This is a genomic window from Streptomyces griseorubiginosus (genome assembly GCF_001514195.1).
GTDB lineage: Bacteria > Actinomycetota > Actinomycetes > Streptomycetales > Streptomycetaceae > Streptomyces > Streptomyces griseorubiginosus.
Genome location: NZ_KQ948736.1, coordinates 769,617 through 792,953, shown reverse-complemented (window position 1 = coordinate 792,953; position 23,337 = coordinate 769,617). Strand labels below are relative to the sequence as shown.

Here is a 23,337-nt window from a genome sequence, read left to right as displayed (position 1 = left end):
TACCGGGCGGCGCCACCGCCTGGGCGCGACAGGACAGATGTCGGCGAGGGCGCCGCCCGGGGTCTAAGGGGGTGTCAGACCTGGGCGCCGGACAGGCGCTCCACGGCCCGCAGCAGCGCCGAGTGGTCCAGGCCGCCGTCGCCCTGTGCCCTGAGGCTCGCGACCAGTTGGGCGACCACGGCGCCGACCGGCAGGGCCGCGCCGACGGTGCGGGCGGCGTCGGTGACGATGCCCATGTCCTTGTGGTGCAGGTCGATCCGGAAGCCCGGCTTGAAGTCGCGCTGGAGGAAGTTGTCCTTCTTGCGGGTCAGCACGGTCGAGCCGGCGAGACCGCCGTTCAGGACGTCCAGCGCGGCCTTCAGGTTCACGCCCGACTTCTCCAGGAAGACCACGGCCTCGGCGCACGCCTGGATGTTCACGGCGACGATCAGCTGGTTCGCGGCCTTCACGGTCTGCCCCGAGCCGTGCGGACCGCACAGCACGATGGTCTTGCCCAGCGCCTCGAAGACCGGCTCGGCCTCGTCGAAGTCGGCCTGCTCGCCGCCGACCATGATGGACAGCACGGCCTCGATCGCTCCGGCCTCACCGCCGGAGACGGGCGCGTCCAGGACCCGGACGCCCTTCTCGGCGGCGGCCTTCGCGAGGTCCACCGAGGTCTGCGGGGTGATCGAGGACATGTCGATCAGCAGGGCGCCGGGGCGGGCGTGGGCGAGGATGCCGTCCGGGCCGTAGGCGATGGCCTCGACCTGCGGGGACGCGGGCACCATCGTGATGATGACATCGGCGTCGCGCACGGCCTCGGCGATCGAGGCGGCCGCGGTGCCACCGGCGGCGGCCAGCCGGTCCAGCTTGTCCTGCTCCAGGGTGTAGCCCGTGACGTCGTAACCCGCCTTGACCAGGTTCTCGGACATGGGGGAGCCCATGATGCCGAGGCCTATCCAGGCGATCTTGGGGAGACTGCTCATGTCGGGGGTGCCTCTCGGTGTGTAAGGGGGGTCAGCGGGCGAGCCAGTCGAAGGCCTCGGAACTCGGGCGGTCGCCGGGCTTGTACTCCAGGCCGACCCAGCCGTCGTATCCGGCCTTGGTCAGCAGGCCCAGCAGCTCCTCCAGCGGCAGCGTCCCGGTGCCGGGGGCGCCGCGTCCGGGGTTGTCGGCGATCTGGACGTGCCCGGTCTTCGGGGTGAACTCCTCGATCACCGCCGGGAGGTCCTCGCCGTTCATGGACAGGTGGTAGAGGTCCATGAGGAAGCGGGCGTTGCCGAGGCCGCTCGCCGCGTTGACCTTGTCGACGATCCCCACCGCGGCCGGTGCGCTCACCAGCGGGTACCGGGGCGACTCGGGCCTGTTGAGGGCCTCGATCAGGAGGACCGCGCCGATCCGGTCGGCCGCGCGGGCCGCCAGGACCAGGTTCTCCAGCGCCAGCGCGTCCTGCTCGGCCGGGTCCACGCCGTCGACGCGGTTGCCGTAGAGCGCGTTGAGCGCCGTGGCGCCCAGTGATCCGGCGAAGTCGGCGGCCACGTCGATGTTGGCGCGGAACCGCTCCGACTCCTCGCCCGGGATCGACAGGGCGCCCCGGTCGGGTCCCGGGAGCTCGCCGGCGTAGAAGTTCAGGCCAGTGAGCTGGACGCCGGCGTCCTCGACGGCCCGCTTCAGGGCGTCGAGCTCCGACTGCTCGGGCGTGGGGGTGTCGATCCAGGGCCACCACAGCTCGACCGCGGTGAAGCCGGCCGCGGCGGCTGCCGCGGGGCGCTCCAGGAGCGGGAGTTCCGTGAAGAGGATCGACAGGTTGACGTTGAAGCGCTGCTCTGCGAATCCCATGGACCCGGCGCTCCCTTCCGTGTCGAGTATTTCCGTGATGCGGAAGTTAGTTTCTGCTTATTGGAAGATTGCCGTCGGGTCGGAGGCGTTGTCAAGAGGGCCCGGCGGAAAGCCGCACCGCGGGTTAGGTTGTGCGCGTGCGATTGAGAGTGGAGTTCACGACCGAGCCCTTCGACCTCGACGAGGCCCCGGCGCACGCCCTGGTGGCCCGCGAGGTCATCGAGGCGGCCGAACTGGACGCGGTGGACGTCGGCCCGTTCGGCAACACCGCCGAGGGTGGCGCCGACCAGGTGCTCGGTGCCGTGGACGCCCTGTTGCACAGGGCTCTCGCCGCGGGCGCCACCCGGATCTCCCTCCAGGTCAACGTGGTCGCGGAAGGGGACGTGTGAGCGCCGACGAGCCGTTCATCGCGGCGGTCAAGCCGCTGGTCGACGCCATGGGCGGCGAGCTGCTCCCGCCGGACGAGGCCGGCCCCGACGACGTCGTGCTCGCCTGGGAGGGCGCCGACGTCGTCGCCGTACGGCTGCCCCAGCTCGCGGACTCCCTCGACCACATCCTGGCCGCCATGGAGCGCAAGCGCGGGATGCCGCTCGCCGACCTCGACCGCAAGGCCAAGCAGGAGGTCGTACGGGTGCTGGAGGCGCGCGGTGCCTTCTCGGTGCGGCATGGCGTGGAGACCGTGGCGAGCGCGCTCGGGGTGAGCCGCTTCACCGTCTACAACTATCTGAACCGGGACAAAGCGTAGGCAACACCGCCGTGCGGGTTTCGTCACCCCGAATTTTCAACAAAGTGTTGACGTGATGTCGCGTCGGGGCGTTAGCTGACTGTCGTGACTTCGACTTCCACGCCCCCCGGCCTGGCCCGGTTCAACGCCCTGGAGGAGTCCGCGGCCCGTGCCGTCCTCCTCGAGGCGTGCGCCTCCACGGCGTGGGCTCGGCGTCTGCTCGCCGCCCGCCCCTACGCGACCGCGGACGACCTCTACGCCACCAGCGACGCCGCCATGGCCGAGCTGACCGCCGACGACCTCGGCGAGGCGATGGGCGGGCACCCGCCGATCGGCCGCCCCAAACCGGGCGACCCGACCTCCGCCCGGGAGCAGTCCGGCATGGCCTCGGCCGGCGACGCGCTCAAGACCGAGATGCTCGAACTCAACCTGGCGTACCAGGAGCGGTTCGGCCATGTCTTCCTGATCTGCGCGACCGGCCGCGGCGCCGAGGAGATGCGGGACGCGGTCAAGGAGCGGATCGGCAACGCGCCGGAACAGGAGCGCGAGATCGTCCGCACCGAGCTGGGCAAGATCAACCGTATCCGGCTCGCCCGCATCGTCGCGGAAGACTGAAGAGGACGCCCGACCATGAGCACCAGCACCACCGCCTCCGTGTCCACGCACATCCTGGACACCAGCGTCGGCCGCCCCGCCGAGGCAGTCGCCGTCCGGCTCGCGGCCCGCAGCGGCCGGGACGCCGCATGGCAGGCGCTCGGCGGCTCCGCGACCGACGCGGACGGCCGGTGCAAGGATCTTCCGGCCCTGCCGGAGGGGACCAGCCACGTACGGCTCGACTTCGAGGTCGAACCGTACTTCTTGAAGAAGCAAGCCGATGCGCAGCAGGACGCCCCCGCGAATCGGGACAGCGGTGCCGGAGTGTTCTTCCCGGAGGTGGCGATCACGTTCGCCGTCCAGCCCGGCGAGCACTACCACGTACCGCTGCTGCTCAACCCGTTCGGCTACTCCGTATACCGAGGGAGCTAGCTACATGACCGACACTTCCCGCCCTGCCCGCCCTGTCATCCTGGGACAGAACCAGTACGGCAAGGCCGAGAACCGAGTCGTCAGGATCACGCGGGACGGCGCCACCCACCACATCAAGGACCTCAACGTCTCGGTGTCGCTGAGCGGCGCCATGGACGACGTCCACTACTCCGGCTCCAACGCCAGTGTCCTGCCGACCGACACCACCAAGAACACGGTGTACGCGTTCGCCAAGGAGCACGGCATCGAGTCCGCCGAGCAGTTCGGCATCCACCTCGCCCGGCACTTCGTCACGAGTCAGGAGCCGATCCACCGGGCCCGCATCCGGATCGAGGAGTACACCTGGGAGCGGATAGAGGTGCCGGGGGAGGCCAGGCACTCCTTCGTGCGCAAGGGCCAGGAGACCCGGCTCGCCCAGATCACCTACGACGGCTCGTCGTGGGAGGTCGTCTCCGGCCTCAAGGACCTGACCGTGCTGAACTCGACCGACTCGGAGTTCTGGGGCTACGTCAAGGACAAGTACACGACGCTGCCCGAGGCCTACGACCGCATCCTGGCCACCGACGTCTCCGGCCGCTGGCGCTTCAACTGGACCGACGACGCCCAGGAGATGCCCGACTGGGACGCGTCGTACGAGCAGACGAAGCAGCACATGCTGCGGGCCTTCGCCGAGACCTACTCCCTCTCGCTCCAGCAGACCCTGTACCAGATGGGCTCGCGGATCATCGAGAACCGTGACGAGATCGACGAGGTCCGCTTCTCGCTCCCCAACAAGCACCATTTCCTGGTGGACCTGGAGCCCTTCGGGCTCAAGAACGACAACGAGGTGTACTTCGCCGCCGACCGGCCCTACGGCCTGATCGAGGCGACCGTCCTGCGGGACGGCCGCGAGGCGAGGATCCCCGCGGACCTGACCACCCTCTGAGGGGCGCACCATGACAGCAGTTCAGCGCATCGTGATCGAGAACTGTGCGATCGCGACCGTAGACGCCGACGACACCGAGTACGCCTCCGGCCACGTCGTCATCGCCGGCAACCGCATCGAGTCCCTCGGCGCGGGCCCGGCTCCCCAGGGCCTCCAGGACGTGGTGCGCCGGATCGACGCCACCGGTCACCTGGTGACGCCCGGCCTGGTCAACACCCACCACCACTACTACCAGTGGATCACCCGGGGCCTGGCCACCGACCACAACCTCTTCAACTGGCTCGTCGCGCTGTACCCGACGTGGGCGCGCATCGACGAGGAGATGGTCTACGCGGCGGCGCAGGGGTCGCTGGCGATGATGGCCCGCGGAGGCGTGACCACCGCGATGGACCACCACTACGTCTTCCCGAAGGACTCGGGAGACCTGTCCGGCGCGATCATCCGCGCCGCCCGCGAGACGGGCGTCCGCTTCACCCTCGCCCGCGGCTCCATGGACCGCAGCGAGAAGGACGGCGGTCTGCCCCCGGACTTCGCGGTGGAGACCCTCGAAGGCGCCCTCGCCGCGACCGAGGCCACCGTCAAGGAGCACCACGACTCCTCCTTCGACGCCATGACCCAGGTGGCCGTCGCACCCTGCTCACCGTTCTCCGTCTCGACCGAACTCCTGCGGGAGGGAGCCGAGTTGGCCCGCCGCCTCGGGGTGCGGCTGCACACCCACGGCTCGGAGACCGTGGAGGAGGAGCAGTTCTGCAAGGAACTGTTCGGCATGGGCCCGACCGACTACTTCGAGTCCACCGGCTGGCTCGGCGAGGACGTGTGGATGGCGCACTGCGTCCACATGAACGACTCCGACATCGCCGCGTTCGCCCGGACGAAGACCGGCGTGGCCCACTGCCCTTCGTCGAATGCCCGGCTGGCGGCGGGAATCGCCCGCGTCCCCGACATGCTCGCGGCCGGCGTACCGGTGGGCCTCGGCGTCGACGGCACGGCGTCCAACGAATCCGGCGAGCTGCACACCGAGTTGCGCAACGCGCTGCTCATCAACCGGCTCGGCGCCCACCGGGAGGCCGCCCTGAACGCCCGTCAGGCCCTGCGCCTCGGGACGTACGGCGGCGCCCAGGTCCTCGGCCGCGCGGCCGAGACCGGCTCCCTGGAGGCGGGCAAGCTCGCCGACCTGGTCCTGTGGAAGCTCGACACCCTGGCCCACGCCTCGATCGCCGACCCGGTGACCGCGCTGGTCTTCGGTGCGGCCGCCCCGGTCACGGCCTCGTTCGTGAACGGCCGTCAGATCGTCGAGAACAGCCGCCTGTTGCACGTCGACGAGGACGCCGTCGCCCGCTCCACCCGGGCACAGGCCCAGCGGCTCGCGCGGATCGCCGCACAGGGCTGAGAGGCGGCCGTACCGGCGACCGAGGACGCGGAACCGCCCGTCCTCCGGTCGCGGCCGCACCCCGTACTCCGGCCGAGAGGGACGGCTCTCGGCCGGCAGCCGTGGACCCCGGTTCCGGGTTCCACGGCGGCCGTGCCCGGGGCGCGCGTCGGACGCGCGCGCCCCGGAACGGTCCCCGTTCCCTCCCTGGACTCAGAGGACGCTGAGATGGGCGGGAACGCCAGAACGCCCCGTCACGGTCCCGCACGACCACTCGCACCACCTCCATGAAACCCACGTCAGTGCCGACGTGTAACCGCCCGGAGGCGAGCCGCAGTGTCAGTCCACCCCGTCGACGAGAAACTTCCCGCCCTGAAGATGGCGACCACCGGCCTCCAGCACGTGGCCGCCATGTACGCCGGAGTCGTCGCCCCACCCCTGATCGTCGGCGCGGCCATCGGCCTCACCGCCCGTGACCTCACCTTCCTGACCGGTGCCTGCCTCTTCACCGCGGGCCTCGCCACCTTCCTCCAGACCCTCGGCGTCTGGCGGATCGGCGCCCGGCTGCCCTTCGTCAACGGCGTCACCTTCGCCGGGGTCGCCCCCATGACCGCGATCGTCGCCGCCACGCGCGACAAGTCCGACGCCCTGCCCGTCATCTTCGGCGCGGTGATCGTGGCGGGCCTCCTCGGCTTCCTCGCCGCCCCCTTCTTCAGCAAGGCGATCCGCTTCTTCCCGCCGGTCGTCACCGGGACCGTCATCACCCTGATCGGCGTCTCCCTCCTGCCGGTCGCGTTCGGCTGGGCCCAGGGGCCCAACCCCGGTGCGCGGGACTACGGTTCGATGACCAACCTGGGCCTGGCGGCGGCCACCCTGGCGATCGTGCTGCTGCTCCGGCGCTTCACCCGCGGCTTCGTCAAGCAAGTGGCCGTACTGCTCGGCCTGGTGGCCGGCACCCTGGTCGCGATCCCCTTCGGGGCAACGGACTTCACCCCCGTCGCCGACGCGGCCGTGGTCGGCTTCCCGACCCCCTTCCACTTCGGCGCCCCGCAGTTCCAGCTCGCCGCGATCCTCTCGATGTGCGTGGTCATGGTGGTCTCGATGACCGAATCCACCGCGGACATGCTGGCGTTGGGCGAGATCGTGGAGCGCCCCGCCGACGAGCGGACCATCGCGGCCGGCCTGCGCGCCGACACCCTCGGCTCGGCCCTCAGCCCCCTGTTCAACGGCTTCATGTGCAGCGCCTTCGCCCAGAACATCGGTCTCGTCGCGATGACGAGGATCCGCAGCCGGTACGTCGTCGCCACCGGCGGCGCCTTCCTGGTGCTGATGGGCCTGTGCCCCATGGCCGCCTCGCTCATCGCCGTCGTACCGCGCCCGGTGCTCGGCGGCGCCGGAGTGGTCCTGTTCGGCTCGGTCGCCGCGAGCGGCATCCAGACCCTGGCCAAGGCGGGCCTGGACAAGGACAACAACGTCCTGATCGTCGCCGTCTCGCTGGCCGTCGGCATGATCCCGATCACCGCGCCGGAGTTCTACCACGCCTTCCCCGAGACCGCGAAGATCGTCCTGGACTCGGGGATCTCGACCGGCTGTGTCGCCGCGGTGGTGCTGAACCTGGTCTTCAACCACCTCGGTCGGGGCGCCCGGGACGGGCGGGACGCACGGGAGGTCACCCACCCCATGGAGGCCGTCCCGGCTCAGTCGATCTCGTAACTGTCGCCGTACACCCGCCACTTGAGCGGGGTGTCCAGGTCGAGATTGCCCGCGGTGAGGAACAGCCGCTGGGCGGTCTCGACCCGGCTCACGTCCCGGTGCGCCGCCTCCTGCTTCATCGCCCGTACGCGCGCGTCCAGAAAGGCGTGCAGATACACCGTCTGGTCACCGCCGTCCGCAGGGGTGTCCGCCCGCGCGCGGGCCCGGTCGCGGATGCCGCCGAAGCTGCGCGCGTCGCTGCCCGGACCGTGCATGACCATCGCGTCGTAGTAGATGAACTGCCCGAGCGTGCCGAGGCCGTCCTTCTTGGCGCGCGCGACCGCCGGGTCGAAGTAGCCGCGGTCCCGCTCGTCCCGCTGCGCCCTGCGGAACGCGGAGGTCCGCGCCGCCGCCCGCCAGGCCGCCGGGAAGCCGGGGTCGAGACCCTCGTGCGAGCCGGTGCCGTCCACCGCGCGCAGGGCGGGCAGATACGGGGCGAGGGGGTTGCGGGGCACCCGGTCCGTGTAGAGCTCGACCAGCGCCAGCATGTCGCTCGTGCCGGAGCAGAACCCGATGATGCCGGCGGTGTAGCCGCGGCCGTCGCCGATGTCCTCGATGTACGCGTACTGCGCCCGCCAGTCCAGCGAGGAGTTCTCCGCGCTGGACACCAGCCGCATCGCGAGGTCCTTCTTGGCCGGCGCGTCGAGCCCGCTCGGGCCCACGGGGTCGGCGGACGGCCATCCGGCGCTCAGCACTCCGGCCCCGAGCGCGGCGAGCAGGGTACGGCGGGCGGCCGCTCTGGACAGGAAGGCCACATCGTCTCCAAGTCTCCAGCAGGAGCGCTGTGCAGGGCTAAGGGCTGTCGATCGCCTGGCAGGACCCGGGAGCGGGAAGCCGTCCGGTGAAGTAGGAGCGCGGCGGGACACCCATCAGGGCGCGGAAGTCGGACGTCATGTGGGACTGGTCGTAGTAGCCGGTGACGACGGCCAGATCGGCCCAGCGGAGCTCGTCGGCGTGGGCCAGCACGGCACGGACCCGGTCGATACGGGCGTAGTGCTTGGGGGAGAGGCCGACACCGTCGCTGAACAGGTTGCGCAACTGGCGCTCGCTGACGGCGAGTTCACGCGCCACGTCACCGACCTGACCGGGTATCCGGTCCGACCGGACCGACAGCGCGGTCACCGCGGCCCGCAGCAGCGCGTGCCTCGTCCCGCCGGCCGGGGTGGGCAGCCGGTCCGGAAGGAGGTCCGCGAGGCGGGCCACCGCGCCCTCGTGGTCCAGCCGCCCGAGCTCGTACGCCAGCTGCCGCGCGGTCCGCCCGGGCAGCGCGCCCAGCGGGACGACCCGTCCGACGAGCTCGACGGCCGGCACGCCCAGCACCGCCCGCACGGTGCCCGGCGGCAGCCGGAACTCCGTGCAGGACACGGAGGGCTTGCCTCGGTGATAGGTGGCCCGGACCCTCGGGCCGGACACCAGCAGGGCCGGCCGGCCGGTCCCCTCGGTACGGACGAGCAGCTTGGTCGCGGAGTCCGGCAGCCGCACGAAGACCTTCGGCGGATCGGCGTCCTCGGTGCCGGTCCCGGTGCCGGTGCCGGTCCCGGTCTCGGCGATCCACGGTCGCAGCTCGTCCGGGAGGCGCGGGGCGGGTTCGGCGGCGGAGTCGGTCACCCGTCCACGGTAAGCGGACGGCCCCGGTGTCCGGGCCCGCGAAACGTGCCGGAATTTCCTATCGGCCGCGACGGTCCGGCCCCCACCGTGGTGGCCATGATTCTGGTGACGGGTGCCACGGGCACCATCGGCGGTGAGGTCCTACGACAGCTCCTGGCGCGAGGTGAGAAGGTGCGGGCGCTCACCCGCGACCCGGCCGCGGCCCAGTTGCCGCCCGGCGTGGAGGCGGCCCGCGGCCACCACCGGGACGCCGGGGCTCTCGCGGCGGCCATGACGGGCGTCGACTCGGCGTTCCTCGTGGGTGTCTTCGGCCCGGAGGACGCGGACAGCGACCGGGGGATGGCCGAGGCCGCACGGGCGGCGGGGGTACGGCGGATCGTGAAGCTCTCGGCGATCATGGCCGGGGACACCCGGACCGGCCTGGGCGGTGTCGCACACGGCCGGGGTGAGGAGGCGGTCCGGGCGAGCGGCCTGGAGTGGGTGATCCTGCGACCGTCGGTCTTCGCGTCCAACACGCTGAGCTGGGCCGGGCCGCTCCGCTCGGGTGAGCCGGTGCCGAACATGCTGGGCTCGGGCCGGCAAGGGGTCGTGGACCCGCGCGACGTCGCCGAGATCGCGGCAGCCGCACTGATCGACCCCGGCCATACGGGACGGACGTACACCTTGACCGGCCCCGAGACCCTCAGCCCCCAGGACCAGGCCGGCGTGCTGGGCGAGGTGCTCGGCCGCCGCGTGGAACTGCGCGATCTCACCCCGCCGGAGACCCGCGCCCTGCTGGTCGCCTCCGGCTGGAGCGAGGAGTCCGCCCAGGCCATGCTGCGCAGTGTCCGCTTCGTGGCCGAGGGCGGCAACGAGGTGGTCACCGGGGATGTCGCGGAGGTGCTGGGCCGTCCGGCGCGGATGTATCGGGAGTGGGCGCGGGACCACAGGGGGATGTTCGGCGGGGGATGAGCTGGAGAGGCACCGGGGGACGCCGGGGGACGCCGGGGGACGCCGGGGGACGCCGGGGGGACGGTACTTCGTAGCCCGTGTCCGTGAACGTGAGCCCGTCCGTGCACCCGACGGTCCCGCCCCGCGTCCAGTACGCACTCACGCCGTCCGGGCGCCCGTCTGAGCCGCGCCGAGTGCTGACCCGGGGGAGCGGGCTACAGCAGGGCCGGGTCCGTGGCCAGCCCCTTGAGGACCTCGCCCGGGTTCGGGACCAGGCGCCGCTCGCTCAGGTTCATCAGGCCGCCGACCGCGGTGATCTCGGCCGCCACGGTGCCGTCCTTCTTGCGGATCGTCTGCTGGATGCGGAACGTCTTGCCCTCGCCCCACTCGAAGCCGCAGCTCACCTCCACCTCGTCACCCGCCAGCAGCTCCCTCAGGTAGCGGATGGTGGTCTCCAGCGCCACCGGACCCACCCCGCTGCCGATGAGCCCGGCCTGGGTGATCCCGGCGGCCCTCAGCAGCGACCAGCGGGCGTGCTCGGCGTAGTTGAGGTACACGCTCTGGTTGAGGTGACCCTGTACGTCCGTCTCGTACCCGCGGACGGTCACCGGTACGGAAAACGGCTCACTCACGTCAATCCCCTCTCACGCCACGGCAGTTACCGGAACCGATCCTGACACGTGCCCTCTACACCCGGCGTGGCGAGGCCAGCAGGTAGCGGGTTCCGGTGCGCGGCTGCGTGTACTCGCCGACCTGCCAGCCCGCCTGCTCCAGCGTGCTCGCGCAGGCCCGCAGCGCCTCGCCCTCGGGGGCGTGCACGGCGACGGCCTCCGGCTGCGGGGTCGCGCGCACCCGGTAGCCGGGCGCGCCGCCCGCCTCCGGGGCATGGCCGGCCGCCTCCAGGGCCAGGGCGGCCGCCGGGACGAGGTGGCCGCGCTCCCAGCCGCACGGCCGGTCCGTGGCGCCGTCCGGATTGGTCATCCGGCGCAGCTCCAGCAGCCCCTGCCAGGCGCTGTGCACCTCGCGCACCCGGGCCGGACCGGTGTCGGCGGGTTCCTCGGTGCCCCCGACATGGGCCGTGAACACGCCGGGGGCGGGGGCGGGATCGGTGGCGGGGGGCTGCTCGGGAACCGCGGCGGCCGTCTCGCGTACGCGGTGGCCGGCCGGGGTCAGGAAGTGGTCGTGCGGCGGCCGGGGGTGCCGGAAGGCGAGACCACGCTTGACCAGTGCGTCCAGCTGGGACTCCGTGCCCTTGAGCCGGCCGGTGACGGGATCGGCGGCGTCGATGACACGCCGCTGGGCGGCGGTGGGCGGTCGGGTCACGGCGTGCTCCTTCCGGGCGACGGGCGACGGGCAGCGGGCAACGGGCGGCAGGCAGCGGGCGGCAGGGACGACTCAGAGGACCCGGGCAATCCGGGCCACCCGAGCGGTCGTACCGCACGTCGCACCGCGGGCCGCGCGGATCACCGCCCCTTCGCTTCGAAGGCTACGACGTGGGTCTGACATTCCACCCGGCGATCACCGGCCGCCCGTGCTCCGTCCCCAGCCGGCACAGCGTCCCCGTGGCCAGCTGGAACAGTGCCCCGGCCGACGCGGGCAGGCCCAGCCGGCGGGCGGTGAGGACCCGCAGGAAGTGACCGTGCGCGACCAGCACCACGCACCCCTCGGTGTTGGCGTGCGCCGCGTCCACCTTGGCCAGGACCCGGTCCGCGCGCTCTCCCACCTGCTCCGGACTCTCCCCGGGGTGGTCGGGCGGGCCGGGCGCCACGCCGTCCGTGAACAGGAACCAGTCCGGGCGCTCGCGCTGGATCTCGACGGTCGTTACGCCCTCGTAGCCGCCGTAGTCCCACTCGCGCAGGTCGACGTCGACCCGGAGATCGTGCAGGCCGATGAGCTCCGCGGTCTCGCGCGCCCGCTGGAGGGGGCTGACGAAGGCGGCGCCGACGCGGTGGGAGCGGATCAGCGGCACCAGGCCGCGCGCCTCCTGCCGGCCGCGCTCGGTCAGCGGCACGTCCGTCCAGCCGGTGTGCCGCCCGGACCGCGACCACTCGGTCTCCCCGTGCCGCACCAGAAAGAGATCACCCACGCCCGTACCTTTCCCAGTGGCCTCCCAGCACCGTGCCACAGGGCCGTGGGCTTCGCAGGGCGAGCCCCGCCGGCGGGGCCGTCTCGCGCCTGGCCGCCGGGTCACCTCACAGCCTCGCCGGCGGGATCACCTCACGGCCCCGCGGCTGAGGAGCCTCACAGCCCCGGCAACCCCTGCACCGACTGTGCGAGCTGACCCACCGCCACCACCAACGGCGTCACCGGCTGGACGAACTCGTTCAGGCGGGTCAGGGCCCGGCGCAGGACCGTGGGCTCGGGTTCGGGCTCGTCCAGTTCCTCGCGCAGGCGGCGGAGTTCCCTGGTCGTGGCCTCCGGGTCGGCCAGCGCCGCCCGGTGTTCGTCCAGCAACCGCTCCACGTACGCGAGGAGTTCCGCCGTACGCTCGGCGTCCTGGGGCTGGAAGGAGACCGAGCCGGAGAAGGCCTGGGCACGGTGTCCCACCGCCTGGTTGCCGACGTGGTGCGTGCCGCCGCTGATCATGACGCCGTTGTTGACCGGAGGGTCCTGGCGTCCGTCGTCGCTGCCCATGGTGAGGACCTCCTCGGTCTACGTGCCCGATCCGGACGGGGCACCCGGTCCGGGCCCGCCCACGGCACCGAGCGCCGTGGAGGGGCCCGACTGCTGCTGCGGGAAGTTCTGCGTGGCGCTCGCCCCCGCGCCGATCGCCTGGTTGCCGATGATGCTGGTGCCGCCCTGTTGGATGAGCCCCTGGTTGAGGATGGTCTGCTGCTGGGCGCGGAAGTCGGTGATGTCGTAGCCGCGCGCCTCGAGGAACTCACGGATCGCGGCGAGGGTGTGCCGCTCCACCAGGGCCGTGATCCGCGCGGCGTCCACGACCTGGAAGTAGTTCTGGTAGTCGGGGCTCAGTGCCAGCTCCCGGACGCTCACCCGCGCCCCGAAGTCGTAGACCGGGTCCTGCTCCAGCGCCCGGAGCTCGTCCACCATCCGTCTGCTGTGCCGCTCGTCGAAGTACGCCTGCCGCAGTGCGCGGAAGGGCGCCGCGTAGAAGGCCTTGCCGGTGCGGGGGACCGCGTCCAGCAGCAGCCCCCGCCGCGCGGAGGGGGACAGGGGTCCGCGCAGCCGGTCCACGACGTGGTACTCGGCGCGCACCGGACCGAGCACATGGTTGCTGCAATGCAGGTGCAGCGTGCGCCCCGTGGTCGAGAAGTGCAGGAACAGGCTCGGCACCACGTCCCCGCCCCACAGCGGCACATGGACCGCCAGATGGTGGCGGACCGTACCGGTGGGGTGCTCCATGATCCGCTCGACCTCGTCCGCCGACAGCCGGGCGGCCGGGGCGAGGCTCCTGGTCCTGATGAACCGCTCGTCCTCCCCGATGCCGGTGCCGCTCGCGAAGACCCGGTCCTCGATGACGAGGGAGTCGAGCGGTGCGGGGGATCGGGCGGGTCCGTGGGTTCCGGCCGTTCCGTTGGATACGGAAGGCCCGGGGGCCTGCGCCGCGTCCGTCACCGCCGCGTCGGCCGCGTCGGCCGTGCCGCCGGCCGCGGCGGTCGTCCGCAGTCGCGCGCGTACCTGGTCGACGAGTTCGGCGACGGTGAACGCCTCCGGACCGCCCGGTCGCGACAGCCCGCCGACGGGGCCGTCCGCGGGCAGCAGCGGCACCGCGAGGGACCACTGCGCCGCGGACCTCGCGTACCCGATGAAGGGCGTGAACCCGCTGTAGACCGTGACGTTCCCGTCCTGCGCCTCCCTGATGGCCGCCAGCCGCTCGGCCATCCACTTGCGTCGCGGGACGGTCGGCCGCGGCTGCCGGGCGAACGCCTCGCGGGTCATGGTCGTGCGCAGCAGCCGGTCGACGTCGAGATCGTGGCGTACGACGGTGGCGTAGGCGTACGCCACGGCCGCCACGGACAGCAGGGCGGCCGGCACCCCGGCCAGATAGGAGCCCAGCAGCCAGCTCACGAAGCCGGGGGCGGGCAGCATGGAGACGAGGAAACCGAGGACGAAGGCGAGGACCACCGCGAAGCCGGCGGCGACCGCGGTGCCGACCAGCGCCTTGCCCTGCGGCTGGTGGCGGCCGCGGGTGGCCAGGCTCGGCCGGGTGACGGCCTGCCGGGTGGTCGACAGGAACACGGTCACGAACAGCAGCCACAGCGGCGCGAACACCCCCACCGCGGCGAAGGCCGCGGTCAGCCGCAGGTCGCGGCGCTGCCGCAGCTCCTGGGCCGTCAGACAGTGGCGCACCACCGCGACCAGGTCGACGTCGGGCGAGGCCGCCACGGCGCCCGCCTCGTCGGCCAGGACGTCCTCGACCACCCGCTCGGCGAAGCCCTCGTCGACGTAGGCCGCGGCGCACAGATACCGGGTGACGTCACCCGGCGCGCTCCCGACCGGCATGTGGACCGGCGCGGTCGTCATACCGAGCCCTCCCTCTCTCCAGCGTCGGAGCGGCGCCGTCACGGCGCCGATGGAGCTCGTGCCGGCGCTGCCGCCCCCGCGGGGCAGGCCGGTCGTGACCACCAGCAGCAGGGCACCGGCCACCAGCCCGAACAGGAGGCCGCTGGGCAGCAGGTAGTCCAGCATCTCGTCGCTCGGTCCCAGCGGTACCCCGGACACGAAGGTCGTGTGCAGGCCCCACCACAGCAGGTTGGCCGCCACCGGGACCGCCAGGCCCACGACGAGGCAGCGGATCCGGCCCGCTCTCCCGCGGGCCGTCATCCGCCATAGGAAGAAGGCGAGCCCCGCGATCAGGAACAGCACGGCGAGGTCGTTCACGACCAGACCCGACGTGGTGCCGTACCGGGCGGAGGAGGTGTCCCAGCGCGGGACGAACGCCGCTTCGAACAGCCGGCGCAGGGTCGTGCTGTCGGACGCCTCGATGTAGAACTTGCGCTCGTAGCGGTCCCAGATGGGCTGCTGCACCCAGGGGCTGCCCAGCAGGACGAGGCTCAGGACAAGCAGTGCGAGCCGGCCCCGTAAGGCCGAGGAAGCGCGCGAGACGCGCCGACGAGACGACAACACCCGGGATCCCCCTGTCCCCCGGCCCTGCGGATCAGTGGCCGCACTCTAGGGCATCCCCGCTCTCCCCGGCTGTGAACCCCGGCAACACCAGGCAACAGCAGGCGACTTCAAGCCGTACGGCGGGCTACTGCCGATAGCCGCTCAGGAACCTCCCGATCCGCCCGATCGCCGCCTCCAGGTCCTCCGCGTGGGGCAGCGTCAGGATGCGGAAGTGGTCCGGCGTCGGCCAGTTGAAGCCGGTGCCCTGGACGACCTGGATCTTCTCCCGCAGCAGCAGGTCCAGGACGAACTTCTCGTCGTCGTGGATCCTGTGGACCTTGGGGTCCAGACGCGGGAAGGCGTACAGCGAGCCCTTCGGCTTTACGCACGACACCCCGGGGATCTCGTTCAGCTTCTCCCAGGCCACGGTGCGCTGTTCGTGCAGCCGGCCACCGGGGGCGGTGAGTTCGTGGATGGACTGCCGGCCGCCGAGGGCCGCCTGGATGGCGTACTGGGCGGGCGCGTTGGCGCACAGCCGCATGGAGGCCAGCATGGTCAGGCCCTCCAGGTAGTTCTTCGCGTGCTGCCTGGGACCGGTGACCACCAGCCAGCCCGAGCGGAAGCCCGCCACCCGGTACGTCTTCGACAGACCGCAGAAGGTCAGCACGACCAGGTCGGGCGCGAGCGCGGCCACGGAGTGGTGCACGGCGTCGTCGTACAGGATCTGGTCGTAGATCTCGTCGGCGAACACCATCAGACCGTGCCGGCGGGCCAGGTCGAGGATGCCCTCGATGATCTCCTTCGGGTAGACCGCGCCGGTGGGGTTGTTCGGGTTGATGATGACGACGGCCTTGGTGCGGTCCGTGATCTTCGACGCCATGTCGTCCAGATCCGGGTACCAGTCGGCCTGTTCGTCGCACAGGTAGTGGACCGCCTTGCCGCCGGCGAGTGTGGTGACGGCCGTCCAGAGCGGGAAGTCCGGTGCGGGGATGAGGATTTCGTCGCCGTCCTCGACCAGCGCCTGTACGGCCATGGAGATCAGCTCGGAGATGCCGTTGCCGAGGTAGACGTCGTCGACGCCGACGTCCAGGCCCAGGGTCTGGTAGCGCCCGGCCACGGCCCGGCGGGCGGAGAGGACGCCGCGCGAGTCGGTGTAGCCGTGGGCCTGCGGGAGCATCCGGATCATGTCCTGGAGGATCTCCTCCGGCGCCTCGAAGCCGAACAGCGCGGGGTTGCCGGTGTTCAGGCGCAGCACGCTGTGCCCCGCCTTCTCCAGTGCGTCGGCGTGCTCGATCACCGGGCCGCGGATCTCGTAGCAGACCTCGCTGAGCTTGTTCGACTGCCGGAACTCCATGCGCTGCTGCCTCTCCGGTTTCGTGTGTTGCTTGGTTTTACCAAGTGGCAGCTTGGAAAGTCCAACAACTTGTCTAGACTGCGTCGCATGTCACCTCGCCGAAGCTACGACCAGTACTGCTCCGCGGCCCGTGCCCTCGACGTCGTGGGCGACCGCTGGACCCTGCTGATCGTCCGGGAACTGCTGGCCGGCCCGCGCCGCTACACGGACCTGCACGCCGACCTGCCGGGCGTCAGCACGGACGTACTCGCCTCACGGCTGAAGGACATGGAGCGCGACGGCCTCACCACGCGACGCCGGCTGCCCCCGCCCGGCGCGGCCTACGTCTACGAACTCACCGCACGCGGCAGCGAGTTGCTGCCCGTGCTCCAGGCTCTCGGCGCCTGGGGAGGTCCCGAGCTCGGCGAGCGGCGGCCCACCGACGCGGTGCGCGCGCACTGGTTCGCGCTGCCGTTGCTGCGCTCGCTGGAGGGCGAGGGACTCGTCGAAGTGCGCCTGGAGGAGGGCGACTTCCATCTGTACGTCGGAGCACCCACCGGTCCCGCGTACGGCGACGGGCCGGCCCCCCAGGAGCCCGACGCCCGGCTCGTCCTGGACGCGGAGACCTGCGGGGAGCTCGCCCGGGGGGAGTCGAGCCTGCCGGACGCGGTGCGTGACGGCCGGGTCGAGGTGACCGGGGACGGCCCGATCGCCAAGGTGCTCAGAGAGGCGGTCGGAGAGAGGCTCGGAGGGCCGCTCGCTGAGTCGCTCGGAGAGTCCTGAACAAGCAGAAGGCCCGCCGGAGCGGGCCTTCTTGAGAGCGTGCCGTGCTGCCGGTGCCGTCAGGCCCCCGGCGGCACCCGGGACGGCCGTCCCGACCCGCGGGTCAGCGCGTAGCCGCCGACACCCGCGAGTGCGGCCAGCGCCCCGCCGATCGCCGTCCACACCCACCGGTCGGACCACCAGCCGGAGGACCAGCCGTCCTCGGGCTCGATCGCGGACAGCACGGGGGAGTCGTCCTTCGAGGCATCCCTCGAACTATCCTCGTCCGCCTCGGACTTCACCGCGATGCCCGGCACCAGCGGCTCGGCCATCGAGCCGTCCACCGCGGCCGAACCGCCGATGTCCTTGGAGTCGACCCGCACCTCGGTGCTGACCGGCAGACCCAGGTCGGCCGTGCCGACCCCGACGGCCGTGAGCCGGAGGTAGTACGTGCCCGGCAGCGGGTCGTTGGCCCAGGCCTCGGACCAGGCCCGGACCGTGCGCAGGGTGCAGGCCAGCTCCACGTCGGCCACGCCCGCCGCGGCGGTCCGCGTCTGGGAGCCGTACTGGCAGGACTGGCGGCGCCGCAGACCGTCGTACACGTCGATCTGCCAGGTCTCGGTGGCGTGCGTCTGCGGCAGCTTCACCGTCGCCTTCACGGTGGGCCGTTGACCGGAGTCCGCCGGGAACGACCAGTACAGATAGTCGCCCGTGGAGCCGCTCGCCGTGGCCGTCTGGCCCTGCTCGATCTCGGTCGCCGTGCGGAAGGACGTGCCCGCCCGGGTGGGGGCGTCACCGTCCGCCGAGGCCGAATCCGTCGGGGTCGGCGAGGAGTCCGCCGCGGCCGGTGCGACGGCCAGCCCGAGCATGAGCAGGGAAGCGCTCAACACACGTGTGATCCGCATCAGTTGGTCCTCCAGACCGCGACCCGCCAGCGCGACACCCAGCCCCACAACAGACCGGCGACGAAACCGGCGAGGATCAGCACACCGAGCAGCCACCAGCCGCGCCCGAGCCCGAAGGAGGCCACGTCGCTCGCCTTGGACGGCCCGTCCACGACGTCCACGGTCAGCTCCAGCGGCAGACCCGGAGTGGTCTTCACCCCGGTTCCCGCCGAGAAGGAGTTGGTGACCTGGAGGCACACGGTCTCGGCCGGGGCGTCGTCCTCGTCGCTCTCCGGCTTCGGGTAGCGCAGGCCCGACGAGATCACGTCGGTACGGCCGTTGCCCGCCGCCTCGCCGCGCACGATCTCCCGGCCGTGCACGGTCACCGCCCGCAGCAGCACCCCGTAGGAGGGGTTCACGGCCCGGTCGGCCGCCACGCTCACCGAAGTCCGCAGCTCCTGGCCCGGCTTGACGTCGACCCGGTACCAGCGCTGCTGGGTGAACTCCTCGCGGTCGGTGTAGAGACCGGACTTCAGCGTCGGCGCTGTGGAACATGTGTCGGTGCCCTCGGTGGCCACCGGCGTCACCACCGGGTCGGCCGCACGGTCCACCAACTGGTTGACCTTGTCGGTGAGTTCGTCGGTGTGCTCGACCGAGGTGTAGGTGCCGCCGGTCGCCTCGGCGATACAGCTGAGCTGCTTGCTCAGCTTGGTGCTGGGGACCAGGCCGAGGGTGTCGATGGTCAGTCCGACGCCCTTGGCGGAGATCTCCCGGGCCACCTCGCACGGGTCGAGCGGGGCGCAGGTGTCCTCGCCGTCGGTGATCAGCACGATCCGCTTCGAGCCGTCGCCCGCGGCGAAGTCACCGGCCGCCTTGAGCAGCGCGGGCCCGATCGGGGTCCAGCCGGTGGGGGAGAGGGTCGCCACCGCCGTCTTGGCCTCGGTGCGGTCCAGGGTGCTGACCGGGTAGAGCTGCGCGGTGTCCTTGCAGCCCGTCTTGCGGTCGTTGCCCGGGTAGTCGGCGCCGAGCGTCCGGATGCCGAGCTGGACCTCCTCGGGCGTGGCGTCCAGCACCTCGTTGAACGCCCGCTTCGCCGCCGCCATCCGGGTGCCGCCGTCGATGTCCGCCGTCCGCATCGAGCCGCTGACGTCGAGGACGAGATCGACCTGCGGTGTGCTGCCGCCCACGGGTTCACCGGCGGCCGCCGCGACCGGGAAGGCGATCCCGGCCGTCAGAGCGGCGAGCAGGGCACCCACTCCCGCCGCCAGCCGTTTTCTTGTGATCATCGCCGGATCCTATTGATCAGGTGCGCCACGCTCCAAAACGGCCGCTCACCGCAGGGGGTTGGGCAGCTGTGTCCACTGGTCGCCCGGCGTCCCCGGCGAGAGCCGCATCAGCGTCAACGCCTTGGCGGGCAGCGGCTGTTCGAGCAGCGCGATCAGATCGGGCGTGCGCGGCAGATCCCGTACGGCACTCTCCAGCGCCCCGCGCAACGCGGCCGCCGAACCCGCCGTCCCCGCGAGGGCGCCCGCCACCAGGGAGCCGAACAGCTTGCGCCGCAGGGTGGTCACGTCGTCCGTGACGACCCGTCCGGACAGCTCGGGCACCGGGATGCCGTGCCGGGCCAGCCGGGCCGGGCTGATCCGGATGTCGGCGAGGTCCCGGTAGACCAGCCGCACGGGCGCGCCTTCCTGGTCCAGCACGACGAGGAGGTTCTGGCCGTGCGCCTCCAGGGCGACCCCCAGCTCCAGCAGCCGCAGGCCGACCGTGAGGGCGAGCCGGGCGAACTCCGCGAGCCAGGCGGCAGAGTGGGGCAGGTCGGTGGTGGCGAGGGCGGCCACGGGCAGCACCCGGTCGCCGTGGACCTGCGGGGACTCGCGCAACACGGCCGCGAGATCAGGGGAGTTGGCGGTGGCGGCCCCCAGGGTGCGGGTGAAGTGCAGCAGTCCGTCCATCCGGTCGGCCAGTGTCTCCGCGAACCCGGAGAGCGTGGCGGACACACCGATCGAGTACACGGAGATGTCCCGCACCGAGGACGTGAGACGGGCGCTCAGAGCCGTCTTGACGTGCCGTTCGCCGGTCACGGCGAGGGTGCGCAGGGACATCAGCGGATGGGCGTCGAGGCCCTCGGAGGCGGACCGCTTCAGCACGTGCTCCGCCTGCCAGGGATGCACCGGCAGCAACAGCCGCTCCCCGTCCCGCAGGTCCTCGGGCCACTCCCCGGTCACCAGGCACTCGGCCGCCGGGACCGGCACCAGACCCAGCCGCACCACGGGCCGGTGCTCGGGCCCGTAGGCCAGCTGCTCGGCCACCGAGAAGCCGGGCCGGGAACGGCAGTTGGGGTGGAAGGGGTGACCGTCGACGACCCGCTGCTCCCACTCCCAGTCGTGCACCGGCCACGTGGTCGGGCGGGGCTCCTGAGTCGCCCTGGACAGCGCCAACGAGGCCACGCTGTCGTCGAGTTCGGCCGCGAACTCGGTGCCGTGCGGCACACCGAGCCCGGTCATCAGGTGCGCGGGACGGTCGTACGGGGTCCCGTCCAGCCGTACGACCGTGACCTGGGCCGCGGTGGCGTACGGGTCCGGGTGCGGGCCGTGCAGCCGGCGGCCGTCCGCGAGACGCAGGGTGAGACCCTCCCGGCCCGCCTCCCGCGCCACCACCCAGGGCAGCGGCTCGTGCGTGAGCCCACGCCACAGCCGGGACAGCACGGCCGCCCGAGCGCCGGGCAGCTCGGCCGCGTACCGCGCCGCGAGGTCGGGGCGTACGACGGCCAGCTCGTCGGCGAACTCGGCCTCGGTGGCGCGGGGACGGTGCACAGGGGGACTCCTCGGGAGCGACTGGTGTCACGGTGGAGGAATGACGGCAGACATACTGATCGTCATCGCCCCAGATCAACCGTAGAGAACGAGTGGAACGCGTGGACCTCCTGCCCCCGCCGGCCGACGCCGTCGCACACCGTGCCGACGCGTACGCGGCGGCGCCCCTGCTCAACTGTCTGCTGCGCGAGGTGGCCGAACGGCTCCCGGAACCCGGCGACCGCCCGGTGTACTGGCTCCCCGACGGGCGGCTGCTCCGGGTGCGCGGCGAGCGGCGGCCCGCCGAGCCCGAGGTGCGGGTGGCGGGCGGCTGGCGGCGGGTGAACCACGCCGAACTCGTCAAGCTCGTCGCCGAGGAACTGACCCGGCACACCGGACTGCCCAACCACGACCTGCCCGCCGAGATGATCGACAGCCGGGACGCGGTGGCCGCCCTGCTCACGGCCAGGGACCGGGCGACGGCGCCCCGTGACCCGTACCTGCGTTCCGAGCAGTGCCTCGTCACCGGCCACCCCCACCACCCCGCTCCCAAGGCCCGCGGCGGTGGCCCCGTCGCCGCCTGGCTGCCGTACGCCCCCGAGGCGCACGCCCGGTTCCCCCTGGTCCTGCTCGGTCTGCGCGAGGACGCCGTCGTCGAGGAGGGCGACACCGCGGCCCTCGACGCGCTCGGCGAGGCCCCGCCCGGCTACCGGCTGCTCCCGGCCCACCCCTGGCAGCTGGACCTCGTGGGCTGCGCAGACGCCTTCGCGGACGGCCGCCTGATCCGGCTCGGCACGACGGGCTTCGACGTCTGGCCGACGGCCGCGATCCGTACGGTGTACGCCCCCGCGAACGACCTCTTCCTGAAGTTCAGCCTGGACGTGCGCATCACGAACGACATCCGCCGACTCTGGCGACACGACCTGCTCAAACTACGCCGTACGGATGAAGCGGTGGTGCGGGCCTTCGCCCAGGGCCCCCGCGCCTCGGGCCCCGGCTCCTCGGGCCCCGGCTCCTCCGGGAGCCCCCGTTCCGCCGCCTGGCTGAGCGACCGCGGCTACCGCACCGCCGACTTCGCCTTCGAGGAACTCGCCGTCCTGGTCCGCGACGGCCTGGCCGGCCATGTGCGGCCCGGCGCGACCCCGCTGCTGGCCGCCGCCCTGGTGGAGGGCTTCGAGGGCAACCCGCTCGACGGCATCGAGGACCCGGCCGCCTGGTGGGAGGCGTATCTGCGCGCGGTCGTACCGCCCGTCCTCGCGGCCTTCGCCGACCACGGAGTCGTGCTCGAGGCACACCTCCAGAACACCCTGGTGGCCGTGGCCGACGACGGCACACCCGTGCAGGCGCTGTTCCGGGACGCCGAGGGCGTGAAGCTCCTGACCGATGTGGAGCGCGCGGACGGCTGGGAGCGGCTGGTGTACTGCCTGGTCGTGAACCACCTGTGGGAGATCGCCGTGGCCCTCGCCGAACGCCGGCCCGGCTTCGACCCCTGGCCCGCCGCCCGCCGCGAACTCGCCCGCCACGACCTCCCGGAGATCGGGGCCCTGCTCGTCTCGCCGACCCTGCCCGGCAAGACCAACCTGCTGCTGCGCTGGACCGGCGCGGACGGCGCCGACGCCCGCTATCTGCCCCTGCCCAATCCGCTGTCCGAGACCTGAGCGAACGGCTCGGTGCGGGTGGCCGCCGACGCGGGCGGGGCGCCCGCCACGGATCCTGTCCGCGGCGGACGCCCCTAGTGGACGCCCCTAGTGGACGCCCCTAGTGGACGCCTCGAGTGGACGCCCTGAGGCGACCGTCAGTACCGGCCCTGGGGTCAGAACCAGCTCTGGTTCGTGCCGGCGTTGCACGTGTGGGTGCGGAAGCCGTTGCTGCTGTCGTCGATGCAGCGGCTCGTCGCCTGGTTCTTGAGCTCGATCGTGTTGTCGGCCCACTTCTTGACGTACCAGCTCTGGTTCGGGGTGGAGTCACAGGGCAGGGTCTTGAAGCCCTGGTCGCTGTCGTACATGCACCGGTTGGTGTTGTTGCTTCTCAGCTGGACCGTGCCGTCGTTCCAGCGGTGCACGATCCACTGCTGGGCACCGGAGCCGTTGCAGTCCCAGGTGCGGAAGCCGTTGCTGGTGTCGTCGATGCAGCGGTTGGTGGCCTGGTTCTTGAAGGTGTTGATGTCGTCCTGGGCCGAGGCCGAGGACAGCGGCAGCAGCGCGAGCGCGGTGGCGGTGGTGCCGAGCGCCGCGAGGCGGCCGAGCGTGACGAGGGCCATGGATGTGCCTTTCGGTCGGGTGTGGGGCCCGCACCGCGGGACGCGGCGAGGGCAGGAAGCGGAGAACGGATACGGCGGCGGCGG

24 protein-coding genes are annotated in these 23,337 nt (G+C 72.1%); 10 read left to right on the top strand and 14 right to left on the bottom strand.

What is annotated here, in order from left to right; genetic code table 11:
• Positions 1–74 precede the first annotated feature (74 nt).
• Positions 75–965 (bottom strand): 2-hydroxy-3-oxopropionate reductase, encoded by an 891-nt coding sequence (locus AQJ54_RS16205; RefSeq protein ID WP_062021401.1) that lies wholly within the window; start codon positions 963–965, stop codon positions 75–77.
• A 31-nt stretch (positions 966–996) separates the two neighbouring features.
• The gene (locus tag AQJ54_RS16200; RefSeq protein WP_062021398.1) at positions 997–1,818 is read right to left on the bottom strand and encodes a TIM barrel protein; all 822 of its coding nucleotides are present in this window, start codon (positions 1,816–1,818) and stop codon (positions 997–999) included.
• Positions 1,819–1,955: 137 nt separating this feature from the next.
• On the opposite strand from AQJ54_RS16200, the gene AQJ54_RS16195 reads away from it, so the two are divergent.
• The 7 genes from AQJ54_RS16195 (at position 1,956) to AQJ54_RS16165 (ending at position 7,575) form a co-directional block, all read left to right on the top strand.
• Positions 1,956–2,207 carry a YkoF family thiamine-binding protein gene (locus AQJ54_RS16195; RefSeq protein WP_062238673.1) on the top strand — a complete coding sequence of 84 codons (252 nt, stop codon included), beginning with the start codon at positions 1,956–1,958 and terminating at the stop codon, positions 2,205–2,207.
• Between the two features lie 47 nt (positions 2,208–2,254).
• The gene (locus AQJ54_RS16190; protein ID WP_174857039.1) at positions 2,255–2,563 is read left to right on the top strand and encodes a helix-turn-helix domain-containing protein; all 309 of its coding nucleotides are present in this window, start codon (positions 2,255–2,257) and stop codon (positions 2,561–2,563) included.
• Positions 2,564–2,647: 84 nt separating this feature from the next.
• A complete protein-coding gene (gene uraD, locus AQJ54_RS16185) occupies positions 2,648–3,157 on the top strand; it encodes a 2-oxo-4-hydroxy-4-carboxy-5-ureidoimidazoline decarboxylase (RefSeq protein ID WP_062238012.1) in 510 nt (169 codons plus the stop codon).
• Positions 3,158–3,172: 15 nt separating this feature from the next.
• On the top strand, positions 3,173–3,568 hold the full coding sequence (gene uraH / locus AQJ54_RS16180; protein ID WP_062021381.1) for a hydroxyisourate hydrolase: 396 nt from the start codon (positions 3,173–3,175) through the stop codon (positions 3,566–3,568).
• 4 nt (positions 3,569–3,572) lie between these two features.
• Positions 3,573–4,493, top strand: a complete 921-nt coding sequence (gene pucL / locus AQJ54_RS16175; protein ID WP_062021378.1) for a factor-independent urate hydroxylase — start codon at positions 3,573–3,575, stop codon at positions 4,491–4,493.
• A gap of 10 nt (positions 4,494–4,503) precedes the next feature.
• Positions 4,504–5,883, top strand: a complete 1,380-nt coding sequence (locus AQJ54_RS16170; protein ID WP_062238010.1) for an 8-oxoguanine deaminase — start codon at positions 4,504–4,506, stop codon at positions 5,881–5,883.
• A 315-nt stretch (positions 5,884–6,198) separates the two neighbouring features.
• On the top strand, positions 6,199–7,575 hold the full coding sequence (locus AQJ54_RS16165; protein ID WP_062238008.1) for a nucleobase:cation symporter-2 family protein: 1,377 nt from the start codon (positions 6,199–6,201) through the stop codon (positions 7,573–7,575).
• Here AQJ54_RS16165 and AQJ54_RS16160 read toward each other — a convergent pair.
• Together AQJ54_RS16160 and AQJ54_RS16155 are read right to left on the bottom strand one after the other, a co-directional pair.
• The gene (locus AQJ54_RS16160; protein WP_062238006.1) at positions 7,560–8,369 is read right to left on the bottom strand and encodes a chitosanase; all 810 of its coding nucleotides are present in this window, start codon (positions 8,367–8,369) and stop codon (positions 7,560–7,562) included. The two genes, AQJ54_RS16165 and AQJ54_RS16160, sit on opposite strands and share 16 nt — an antisense overlap.
• A gap of 37 nt (positions 8,370–8,406) precedes the next feature.
• Positions 8,407–9,222 carry an AraC family transcriptional regulator gene (locus AQJ54_RS16155; protein WP_062238004.1) on the bottom strand — a complete coding sequence of 272 codons (816 nt, stop codon included), beginning with the start codon at positions 9,220–9,222 and terminating at the stop codon, positions 8,407–8,409.
• 87 nt (positions 9,223–9,309) lie between these two features.
• Here AQJ54_RS16155 and AQJ54_RS16150 point away from each other — a divergent pair, with 87 nt between their 5' ends.
• Entirely contained in the window at positions 9,310–10,173 is an 864-nt protein-coding gene (locus AQJ54_RS16150) for an NAD(P)H-binding protein (RefSeq protein WP_079069871.1), read from the top strand.
• A 194-nt stretch (positions 10,174–10,367) separates the two neighbouring features.
• Here AQJ54_RS16150 and AQJ54_RS16145 read toward each other — a convergent pair whose 3' ends face one another.
• The 6 genes from AQJ54_RS16145 to AQJ54_RS16120 form a co-directional block, all read right to left on the bottom strand.
• Positions 10,368–10,784 carry an acyl-CoA thioesterase gene (locus AQJ54_RS16145; RefSeq protein ID WP_062238002.1) on the bottom strand — a complete coding sequence of 139 codons (417 nt, stop codon included), beginning with the start codon at positions 10,782–10,784 and terminating at the stop codon, positions 10,368–10,370.
• Between the two features lie 55 nt (positions 10,785–10,839).
• On the bottom strand, positions 10,840–11,475 hold the full coding sequence (locus AQJ54_RS16140; RefSeq protein WP_062238001.1) for a hypothetical protein: 636 nt from the start codon (positions 11,473–11,475) through the stop codon (positions 10,840–10,842).
• 163 nt (positions 11,476–11,638) lie between these two features.
• On the bottom strand, positions 11,639–12,238 hold the full coding sequence (locus tag AQJ54_RS16135; protein WP_062021360.1) for a histidine phosphatase family protein: 600 nt from the start codon (positions 12,236–12,238) through the stop codon (positions 11,639–11,641).
• A 155-nt stretch (positions 12,239–12,393) separates the two neighbouring features.
• A complete protein-coding gene (locus tag AQJ54_RS16130) occupies positions 12,394–12,786 on the bottom strand; it encodes a DUF5955 family protein (RefSeq protein WP_062021357.1) in 393 nt (130 codons plus the stop codon).
• A gap of 18 nt (positions 12,787–12,804) precedes the next feature.
• Positions 12,805–15,240 carry a hypothetical protein gene (locus AQJ54_RS16125; protein ID WP_062237999.1) on the bottom strand — a complete coding sequence of 812 codons (2,436 nt, stop codon included), beginning with the start codon at positions 15,238–15,240 and terminating at the stop codon, positions 12,805–12,807.
• A gap of 124 nt (positions 15,241–15,364) precedes the next feature.
• A complete protein-coding gene (locus AQJ54_RS16120; RefSeq protein WP_062237996.1) occupies positions 15,365–16,573 on the bottom strand; it encodes a pyridoxal phosphate-dependent aminotransferase in 1,209 nt (402 codons plus the stop codon).
• Between the two features lie 87 nt (positions 16,574–16,660).
• Here AQJ54_RS16120 and AQJ54_RS16115 point away from each other — a divergent pair, with 87 nt between their 5' ends.
• Positions 16,661–17,335 carry a winged helix-turn-helix transcriptional regulator gene (locus AQJ54_RS16115; RefSeq protein WP_062237994.1) on the top strand — a complete coding sequence of 225 codons (675 nt, stop codon included), beginning with the start codon at positions 16,661–16,663 and terminating at the stop codon, positions 17,333–17,335.
• Between the two features lie 59 nt (positions 17,336–17,394).
• Here the strand turns inward: AQJ54_RS16115 and AQJ54_RS16110 are convergent, their stop codons facing one another.
• The 3 genes from AQJ54_RS16110 to AQJ54_RS16100 are packed head-to-tail and all read right to left on the bottom strand — an operon-like array spanning position 17,395 to position 21,014.
• Positions 17,395–18,219 (bottom strand): hypothetical protein, encoded by an 825-nt coding sequence (locus tag AQJ54_RS16110; RefSeq protein WP_062238668.1) that lies wholly within the window; start codon positions 18,217–18,219, stop codon positions 17,395–17,397.
• Complete coding sequence (locus tag AQJ54_RS16105; protein WP_062237992.1) at positions 18,219–19,484, bottom strand: VWA domain-containing protein; 1,266 nt, start codon at positions 19,482–19,484, stop codon at positions 18,219–18,221. Before AQJ54_RS16105 ends, AQJ54_RS16110 begins: the two co-directional genes overlap by 1 nt.
• Positions 19,485–19,529: 45 nt before the next feature.
• The gene (locus AQJ54_RS16100) at positions 19,530–21,014 is read right to left on the bottom strand and encodes an IucA/IucC family protein (protein ID WP_062237990.1); all 1,485 of its coding nucleotides are present in this window, start codon (positions 21,012–21,014) and stop codon (positions 19,530–19,532) included.
• A 92-nt stretch (positions 21,015–21,106) separates the two neighbouring features.
• Here AQJ54_RS16100 and AQJ54_RS16095 point away from each other — a divergent pair, with 92 nt between their 5' ends.
• Complete coding sequence (locus AQJ54_RS16095; RefSeq protein WP_079069870.1) at positions 21,107–22,651, top strand: IucA/IucC family protein; 1,545 nt, start codon at positions 21,107–21,109, stop codon at positions 22,649–22,651.
• A 155-nt stretch (positions 22,652–22,806) separates the two neighbouring features.
• Here AQJ54_RS16095 and AQJ54_RS16090 read toward each other — a convergent pair whose 3' ends face one another.
• Positions 22,807–23,253 carry an RICIN domain-containing protein gene (locus AQJ54_RS16090; protein WP_062021339.1) on the bottom strand — a complete coding sequence of 149 codons (447 nt, stop codon included), beginning with the start codon at positions 23,251–23,253 and terminating at the stop codon, positions 22,807–22,809.
• Between the last annotated feature and the right edge of the window lie 84 nt (positions 23,254–23,337).